Here is an 8,995-nt window from a genome sequence, read left to right on the forward strand (position 1 = left end):
ACGCGGTTGCATGCGGGGAGAGGGTGGCGCGCCAGGCAACACGCGCGGCAACCGACCGCTCACTCCGCCTTCAGGAAATCGCCGGCTTCGAGCAGCACGAACTCGTTGTCATCCGCCCTGTCGAGCGAACGGCCGGCGGAGAATGGCAGGTTGTTGTCGTTGCCGACGATGATATGCGTCGCGTCCACCCGGTCGACATTCTCGATCGTGACGAAGGGCATGTCGTAAAAGCCTTCGCCTCCACCCTGGCGCTTGCGATTGTCCGGATCGGCGATTTTCAGGAGATCGATGTAACCGATCTTGCGCACGGCCCCGCCGACATTCTCGTCATCCATTGCGATTTTGTAGATCCGCTTCACCTTCGATCCGACTGCGAAGCAATCCGGCTGCGGGTTCTTCGGATCTGCGCAGGCCTTGTCGACCGTGCCGGCGCCGTTGTCGCGCTCGATGACCAGCGCGGTTTTCTCGTCGAGCATGTTGAAATCGCCGATCGCTTCACCGCCCTCGGCGAGGGGATAAAGCCAGCTGCGTCCGGTCCAGGCCTTGCTTGCGGCATCGAGTTCGATGATCCGCAGTGCAGGCCGGCCGTCCGCCTGTTCTACGGATTCGCTGTCCGCCCAGATCGGGCCCTCCAGCAAACCATAGAGTCTCGTACCGTCCTTCGAAAGTGCAAGCCCTTCGTAACCACCGGAACGCTTCAGATTGAACGCGGGCGCCTTTTTGGAGGGATCCCCCTGCAGTGTCAGCGCCGGATTGTCGGGCGAAACCACGGGCTCGCCATCGACCATCGTTGCGATGACATCGGTGAGCTTGCCGGCCGTGTCGAACTTCAGAATATAGGGGCCGAATTCTTCTCCGACCCAGAAACCGTCTGCGACCGGTTGGATGGATTCGACGTCGAAGTCGCCGCCGGTCAGATAGCGGGTGGCCGATCCTTCCATGACGATGGGGAAGGGGGCTTTGTGGTCCGGATCGGACATGAACAGGGTCTTCAGCGCCTGCACCTTGCCGGCTTCCCAGTCGATCCTGAGATGGTGCAACATCAGCATTGCGTCGGTCGAGTTGAGCTTGTTCCCGAAGCCGTTGTCCGACAGGCTCCAGAACGTGCCGTCCTCCATTGCCTTGATTCCAGAGAAGCCCTGCATCGGCTGCCCGTTTAAGGGGAGCGACAGACCGGTTGGGCGAACGCCATCCTTGCCCCCGACGCTGCCGAGCTCCACGGCGCGCTTGCGGTCGGCGGTCGCGAACTTGCCCGAGGTCTTGAGGTAGTCCGCAGCGTTGGCCGGCGCGGCGATGATCGTATTGGCGGGAAGGATCGCATGCGCCTTGAGCGTTGCAGGAAAGACCTTTTCCTCGGCAAGCGCGGCGCTCGACGCCAGCAGTATCAGCGCCATAGCGGCAAGGATGGATTTCGTCATTGGTTCACCTCGGGTTGGAGTTCAGATCACCCGATAGGCGGCTTCGATGACAGCTGTTTGATGTTTGTTTTACAGCGAGGTGAAAGCCTCGGTGCCTGCACTGACAACGGGCTGGTCTTCGCGTCCGTTGCTGGCCGGCCTATCGGTCGCAAGCGAGAGGACCGCGAGCCTCTGGCCGCGGCCCTTGACCTCGTGTTCGCCGAGATCCTCGCAGCGCACGAAAACGGGCGTGCGCAAGCGGCGAAGCAGATCGGCCGAGATCAGAACCTGGCGGTCGAGGGTTCGGCACAGGCCCTCGAGGCGCGCCGTCGTATTCACCGTATCGCCGAAATAGGTGATCTTGTGCCGGTCGACGCCGATCTCCGCGGCAACGATCGTGCCGCCATGCAGGGCGGCACGCAGGCGCGGCACCTCGCCATAGGTTTTTTGCCAGCGGTGTGCGTCGGCTTCGATCTGTTCCAGGATGTCGAACACGCAGCGGATGCAGGCCGCGTGGGCAATGGCGCGATCGTAAGGCCAGGTGATCACGGCAGCGTCGCCGACATAGTCGTCGATCGACCCGCCATGGCGAAGGACGGGATCAGCCATGGCAGCGAACAGCTTGCCCAGATATTCCTGCATGCGCAGGTCGCCGAAGCGCTCGGCGAGCGATGTCGATCCGGCGAGGTCGATGAAAAGAAATACGCGCTCCTCCTGCACCGGCTTGCGGTATCGGCCGGTCAGCAGGCTCATGAAAACGTCGCGGCCGAGCAATTCGCGCACCCGGAGCACGAAAATGATCGGACCGGATGTCGCCAGCGCGTACACCAGCACGTTCAGTGATGGCAGCATCGCGTCGCTCGCGCTTTCGCGCATGGCGCCGGCGACATGCAGAAGCAAACCGGCCGCTGCGTATCCGACGTTGCAGAATACGAAGTAAACGGCCAGCGACGAGAGGAGAAACGCCGGTGTCGGCGAGCCGTGAATCCGCCGGTAAAGGCGCCGGAAGATGATGTGCCTTTCGAAGGCGACGATAGGCATACACATGAAGAGCGCATAGGTGGCGCCAATCAATCCGCCGCCGCCGTAGACCACCCACGCATAGGCCATGCCACTGCCGGCAACGACGAGCAGCAAAAGAATGATCTCGAGCGTGGAAAATCTCCAGCGCATGCCGATAGCCTCGAAACGTCAGGATGACATCAGGCGTCGAGGCGCCGGCTTCAACCGCCGATTTCCATCGCCTCGACTTTTTTGTCGACGAAGCGCAATGCCACCTCGCCATTGATGAGCTTCAGCGCCGTCTCGCCGAAGAGTTCGCGCCGCCAGCCCTTGAGTGCGGCGACGTCGGCGCTGTCCCCCTCTGCTGCGATCTTTTCGAGATCGTCGCTGTTGGCGATAATCTTGGCCGCGACTCCCTCCTTCTCGGAGGTGAGTTTCAGAAGCACTTTCAGCAGCTCGCTCGCTGCCGCCACGCCCTCCGGCGCGTGGTTTTGGCGCGGCAGGCGCGGCAGTTCGGTTTTTGGGATCGCCAGAGCCTCCCCGACCGCCTCGACGAGGGCCGTGCCCGCGCTTGACCGTTCCCATCCCCTGGGAATGGTCCTGAGGCGGCCGAGCGCCTCCGAATCCTTCGGCTGCTGCTGCGCGATCTCGTAGATCGCGTCGTCCTTGATAATTCGCCCGCGCGGCACGTTGCGGGCGCGCGCCTCGCGTTCGCGCCAGGCCGCTACTTTCTGTAGGACCGCGAGTTCGATCGGCTTTTTCACCCGCATCTTCAGCCGCTGCCAGGCATTGTCCGGATGGAGGTCGTAGGTTTCGCGGTTTTCGAGGATCGCCATTTCCTCTGCGAGCCAGGAGGAGCGGCCTTCGCGTTCCAACTCCTGAACGAGGTAGTGGTGGATGTCCCGCAGATGGGTCACGTCGGCCAGCGCGTAGTCGAGCTGCTTGTCGGTGAGTGGTCTGCGGCTCCAATCCGTGAAGCGCGACGACTTGTCGATCTGCTCGTTCTTGATTCGGCTGACGAGCTGGTCATAGGAGACGCTGTCGCCGAAGCCGCACACCATGGCGGCTACCTGCGTGTCGAAGAGCGGATGCGGAATGAGATTTCCGAGATGGTGAATGATCTCGATGTCCTGTCTGGCGGCATGAAACACCTTCACGACATCGGCATTGCCCATGAGCGCGAAGAAAGAGGCAAGGTCGATTCCCGGCGCCATCGGGTCAACGATGACGGCCATGTCCGGGCTCGCCATCTGAATGAGGCACAGCTCCGGCCAGAACGTCGTTTCGCGCAGGAACTCCGTATCGATCGTAATATAGCTTGAACTGGCCAGCTCTCTGCAGGCGGCCTCAAGATCTGCTGTCGTTTGAATCATCGGGCTTTAAATCACTGTGGCAAAAATGCTGCTTAGAACTTTCCGTGTACCGTTTCACGGCATCCGTCACAATCGAAATTGTTTGACGATCCGGGCGAAATCGTCAGGCGACCCGGAAATAAGCCGCCATGCCGGTCTTTTGATGTTCGATGATATGGCAATGGAAAAGCCAGTCGCCGGGATTGTCCGCGACCAGTGCCAGCTGCGCCTGTTCGTCCGGCAGGAGCAGGATGGTGTCGGTCGGCGGCGGCAGCACGGTGCGCTTGTTCGCGGCGAGGACGCGGAAGCTCAGGCCGTGCAGATGGATGGGATGGGCGTGCGGAGTGCGGTTCGCGATCTCGAGCACATAGCTTTTCCCAAGTTTGAGTTCCTCGATCGGCGCGACCGGATCGGGCGTGTCGCCCGGCCACGGGACCTTGTTGATCGCCCAGAACGTATAGCCGAGCGTGCCGCAGATTGAAGTCGACACACCCTGCTCCGCCGTTGCGGTCAGATCGATCGGGATACGCCTGGCCGTGGAAAGGTCGGCCTCGGCGACTGGGTTAGGGGGCAGGGGGTTGATGTCCCTGAGATCACGCTTCAGCGAGGCGCCGACTGCTCGGAAAGTCGCAATGGTCCAGGGGCTGGAGCCGCGGAAATTGTCGAGAGTCGCCCGGCTCTCCTCATTTTCCGGCATGCGAAGCGCAAGGTCGACACGCTGCCCGGGGCCGATATCCAGCCGGTCCAGCGCGAAGGGCATTTCGACCGGATTGCCGTCGAGCGCGATCACCTTGGCCGCCGCGCCTTCGAGGCCGATGCTATAGATGCGCGTGACGTCGGTGGCGGCGATTCTCACCCGGACGAGCCCGCCGGCCGGAGCGTCGTAAACCGGTTCCCGCTGCCAGTTCGCGGTTCTTACCGTGCCATAGGTGCCGCCGCGCGCCGCATCGCGCGGTTTGAAAGGGGCGATGAATGCGCCGCTTGCGTTTAGCCGCCAGTCCCTGAGATTGAGGACGATCTCGGCATCGAAGGCCGGATCCTTCGGGTTCTCGACGACGATCACGCCGGTCAGGCCGCTCCCCATCTGCATCAGCGTGTTGCAATGCGGGTGATACCAGAAGGTGCCGGCATCGGGCGGCGTGAAGAGGTAGTCGAAGCCCTCGCCGGGATAGACATAGGGCTGCGTCATTTCCGGTACGCCGTCCATCGCATTGACGATCCTCAAACCATGCCAGTGGACCGTCGTCGGCTCATCGAGACGATTGATCAGTCGCGCCGCATAAGGCTCGCCCTTGCGCATCCTGAGGACCGGCGGCACGCCGGAGCCTGCCGTTCCGCTAAGATCATAAGTCATGAGACGGGGCGTGGTGCCGCCGGTTGCGATCCGCGCCTCGGTAAAGCGCGCCGTCAGGATCTGCGGATCGGGCGCCCCACCGGCCTTCGCGGCAAGACCCGCGCCGAGCGCGAAAGCGCCGCCAAATGCGGCTGAAGCCTGGAGAAACATTCTGCGGTCGAGCATCGGCATCTTTGCTGGTTTGTCCCGTAGAAGGGGAGGGCGCGCGGCTAAGCACTTCGCCTTTCAAAAAGCATCGGCCCGTTATTAAACCTGATTTTCAGTTTCAGCAATTCGAGGTTGCGCCATGCCTTGAGCAGAAGGATCACGGCTCTTTTCGCGCGTGGCCGCCGGCAAGCTTGTTGAAGAAGGACGATGTGCGAAGGAGATTGCGAAAGCGCATCGACCGTTCCTCGGTTGGAACCGGCTTACGCGCAGTCATGCGCAAGAGTGTGTAGAGCATGAAAGCCCCCAGGATCGCGGCCGTGTAGATGAAAAGCACCTGCGGGGCGAATATCTCGAGCAGGAAGGATGCGAAGAGCGGCCCGATAATAGCTCCGAGCGACCAGAAGAAGAGCATGCCTGCCGAAACCAGCGCATGCTGGCCTTCAGCCGCATGGTCGTTGGCTTGTGCCGAGCATAGCGAAAATAGCGGCATAGCGAAGGCGCCGAAGGCAAAGATACCGGCGAAGTTCAGCCACTCGTCGCTGCCGGCGCCGAAGGCGAGGAAGAGGCCCGCAAGCAGGGAGCCGAAGGTTGCGAGCAGGATGATCAGCCTGCGGTCGATCCGGTCGGAGTAGTAGCCTAGGGGATATTGCAACACGACGCCGCCGATGATGCCCGCGCTCATGAAGGTCGCGATTGCCGTTACCGAAAGCCCGATCTCCTGCGCATAGATCGGGCCGAGCGAGCGGAATGCGGCATTGGTCAGGCCCACGACGATGCAGCCAATGGTGGCCAGCGGCGAGATGTTCCAGAGCGTCTTGACGTCGAATCGGATCGCTTCCGGAGTGACCGGGCTCGATCTGTCGGCGAAGGAAATCGGCACGAGCGAGAGCGTCAGCGCCATGGAAATGATCGCAAAGAGCTCAAACCCGCCGATGCCGATGCCGGGTATGGCGTATTGCGCCGCTGTGACCGAACCGAGATCGACCAGACGGTAGACCGACAATGTGCGTCCCCTGTTGGCGTTGGTGACGCTGGCATTCAACCAGCTCTCCACCGTGGCGAAGAGGCTTGCGAAGCAGATCCCGGCGACGAGTCGCATCAGGAACCAGAACCAGGGATCGATAATGAGAACCATGGAGATCGCGGCAGCCGACGCTATGGCCGCCATTGCCGAAAAGGTGCGGATGTGACCGATCGCGCGGAGGATGCGGGTGACGTAGATGCAGCCGATCGCGAACCCGATATTGTAGCCGGCGCCGACCACGCCGATGAGCGAGGTCGAGAACCCCTCGTCCAGCGCTCTCAATGAAATGAAGGTGCCCTGCAGCCCGTTGCCGCCGATCAGTATGCCTGCGGTGACGAGCAGCGGGATGAGCGGGCGGATCTGGGACATGAGGAAGGAGGCATCCGATTGCGGTCGCGACTCGCGCTATACGCGACCCTGTCTCCTGTTTATCCGTGGGCGGCAAACGGGAACAGTAGCAATTTGTGACCTCACGTGTTCAAATTTGCGTTGCCACGCCTGCAGTCATCTTCGAAGGCGGTCAGCTGTGCCGACCGGACCGGCGCTCCTTCCGGCGGCGCGCCGCGGCCTTGACAAAACCGGCGCATCATGCGCTTTTCCGCCCGACTTTGATCATGCCGCCCTGCGCCGTTTGCGACACGCGCGGTCTTAAGCAATTCCGGGACTATATATACGATGCACCGTTACCGCAGCCACACCTGTGCCGCCCTCCGCAAGTCGGATGTCGGCTCCACCGTTCGCCTTTCCGGCTGGGTTCACCGCGTCCGCGATCACGGCGGCGTGCTCTTCATCGATTTGCGCGACCATTATGGCATGACCCAGGTCGTCGCCGATCCGGATTCGCCGGCCTTCAAAGCGGCCGAGACGGTGCGCGGCGAATGGGTCATTCGCGTCGACGGTGCCGTCAAGGCGCGCACCGACGAGACGGTCAACCGGAACATGCCTACGGGTGAGGTCGAGCTTTATGCCCGCGAGATCGAGGTGCTCTCGGCCGCCAAGGAACTGCCGCTGCCGGTTTTCGGCGAGCCGGACTATCCCGAAGACGTGCGCCTGAAATACCGCTTCCTCGATCTGCGCCGCGAGACGCTGCACAAGAACATCGTCAGGCGCACCGAAATCATCGCCGCCATGCGGCGCCGGATGAGCGACATAGGCTTCACCGAATATACGACCCCGATCCTGACGGCCTCGTCGCCGGAAGGCGCGCGCGACTTCCTGGTGCCCAGCCGCATCCACCCCGGAAATTTCTATGCGCTGCCGCAGGCCCCTCAGCAGTACAAGCAGCTCCTGATGGTTGCGGGCTTTGACCGGTACTTCCAGATTGCTCCGTGTTTCCGCGACGAGGATCCGCGCGCCGACCGTCTGCCCGGCGAGTTCTATCAGCTCGATCTCGAAATGAGCTTCGTCGAACAGGAGGACGTTTGGGACGCCATGGAGCCGATGATCCGGGCGATCTTCGCGGATTTCGCCGGAGGCAAGCCGGTGACGGACAAGTTCCCGCGCATTCCCTATGACGCGGCGATCCGCAAATATGGTTCCGATAAGCCGGATCTGCGCAACCCGATCGAGATGCAGGAGGTTACGGAGCATTTCGCCGGTTCCGGCTTCAAGGTCTTCGCCAATATGATAGCCTCCAACCCGAAGGTGGAGATCTGGGCCATTCCCGCCAAGACCGGCGGCTCTCGCGCTTTCTGCGACCGTATGAACGCCTGGGCTCAAAGCCAGGGTCAGCCGGGCCTCGGATATATATTCTGGCGCAAGGAAGGCGAGAAGCTCGAAGGTGCCGGTCCGCTCGCCAAGAATATCGGCGAGGAGCGGACCGACGCCATCCGCACGCAACTCGGTCTCGGGGACGGCGACGCCTGCTTCTTCGTTGCCGGGGAACCGGCGAAATTCTACAAGTTCGCCGGCGAAGCCCGCACAAGGGCAGGCGAGGAATTGAACCTCGTCGACCGTGAGCGTTACGAGCTGTGCTGGATCGTGGACTTCCCGTTCTATGAATGGAACGAGGAGGAAAAGCGCGTCGATTTCGCCCACAACCCGTTCTCGATGCCGCAGGGTGGCCTCACTGCTCTTTCGAGCGACGATCTCCTGTCGATCAAGGCTTTCCAGTACGACATGGTGTGCAACGGCTTCGAGATCGCCTCGGGTTCGATCCGTAACCAGTCGCCGGAACTCATGGTGAAGGCTTTCGAGAATGTCGGGCTCAGCCAGGCTGACGTGGAAGAGCGGTTCGGTGGTCTCTACCGCGCGTTCCAATATGGTGCCCCGCCGCATGGCGGCATGGCTTTCGGCATCGATCGCATCGTCATGCTGCTGGTCGGCGCCAAGAATTTGCGCGAAATCTCTCTGTTTCCGATGAACCAGCAGGCTCAGGACCTGCTGATGGGGGCCCCTTCGCCGGCGGAGCCGGCGCAGCTCAGGGAACTGGCGATCCGACCGGTACCGCAGAAGAAGGATTGATCATCCTTGCAGGGAAAACCCGGCGATGAACGCGCCGGATTTTCGCTCGCTTCTAGCCTCACCTCTATGCTTGTCACAGGAATCCTGTGTGTCGAAACTGTGCTTATATGGGTGCGGGCGGAAGGCCGTCGGAATCCTGGTCTTTAAAGACCGTGTGCTGGCTCTGGTCCTCCGCCCGCTTCGAATCCCTAACCTGAACAGTTGACGGAGGCCGTCACAGCGGACCTCGCATCACAGGATAAGGCAGTCCCATGAT

6 protein-coding genes are annotated in these 8,995 nt (G+C 61.8%); 1 reads left to right on the forward strand and 5 read right to left on the reverse strand.

The window, feature by feature from the left end; translation table 11 throughout:
* Positions 1-59: 59 nt before the first annotated feature.
* From FB009_RS05485 to FB009_RS05505, 5 genes are all read right to left on the reverse strand, one after another.
* Positions 60-1,418 (reverse strand): esterase-like activity of phytase family protein, encoded by a 1,359-nt coding sequence (locus FB009_RS05485; RefSeq protein WP_011974995.1) that lies wholly within the window; start codon positions 1,416-1,418, stop codon positions 60-62.
* A gap of 69 nt (positions 1,419-1,487) precedes the next feature.
* Entirely contained in the window at positions 1,488-2,570 is a 1,083-nt protein-coding gene (gene cya2, locus FB009_RS05490; RefSeq protein ID WP_011974996.1) for an adenylate cyclase Cya2, read from the reverse strand.
* A 50-nt stretch (positions 2,571-2,620) separates the two neighbouring features.
* Positions 2,621-3,772, reverse strand: coding sequence for a ribonuclease D (gene rnd / locus FB009_RS05495; protein ID WP_145161486.1), 1,152 nt, complete (start codon positions 3,770-3,772; stop codon positions 2,621-2,623).
* Positions 3,773-3,875: 103 nt separating this feature from the next.
* A complete protein-coding gene (locus FB009_RS05500; RefSeq protein WP_011974998.1) occupies positions 3,876-5,276 on the reverse strand; it encodes a multicopper oxidase family protein in 1,401 nt (466 codons plus the stop codon).
* Positions 5,277-5,409: 133 nt separating this feature from the next.
* A complete protein-coding gene (locus FB009_RS05505; protein ID WP_011974999.1) occupies positions 5,410-6,645 on the reverse strand; it encodes an MFS transporter in 1,236 nt (411 codons plus the stop codon).
* A 306-nt stretch (positions 6,646-6,951) separates the two neighbouring features.
* Here FB009_RS05505 and aspS point away from each other — a divergent pair, with 306 nt between their 5' ends.
* Positions 6,952-8,739: an aspartate--tRNA ligase gene (aspS, locus tag FB009_RS05510; RefSeq protein WP_011975000.1), complete on the forward strand. Its 1,788-nt coding sequence runs from the start codon at positions 6,952-6,954 to the stop codon at positions 8,737-8,739.
* The last annotated feature ends 256 nt before the right edge of the window (positions 8,740-8,995 follow it).

Origin of the sequence: Sinorhizobium medicae (assembly GCF_007827695.1) — a bacterium.
GTDB classification, from domain to species: domain Bacteria; phylum Pseudomonadota; class Alphaproteobacteria; order Rhizobiales; family Rhizobiaceae; genus Sinorhizobium; species Sinorhizobium medicae.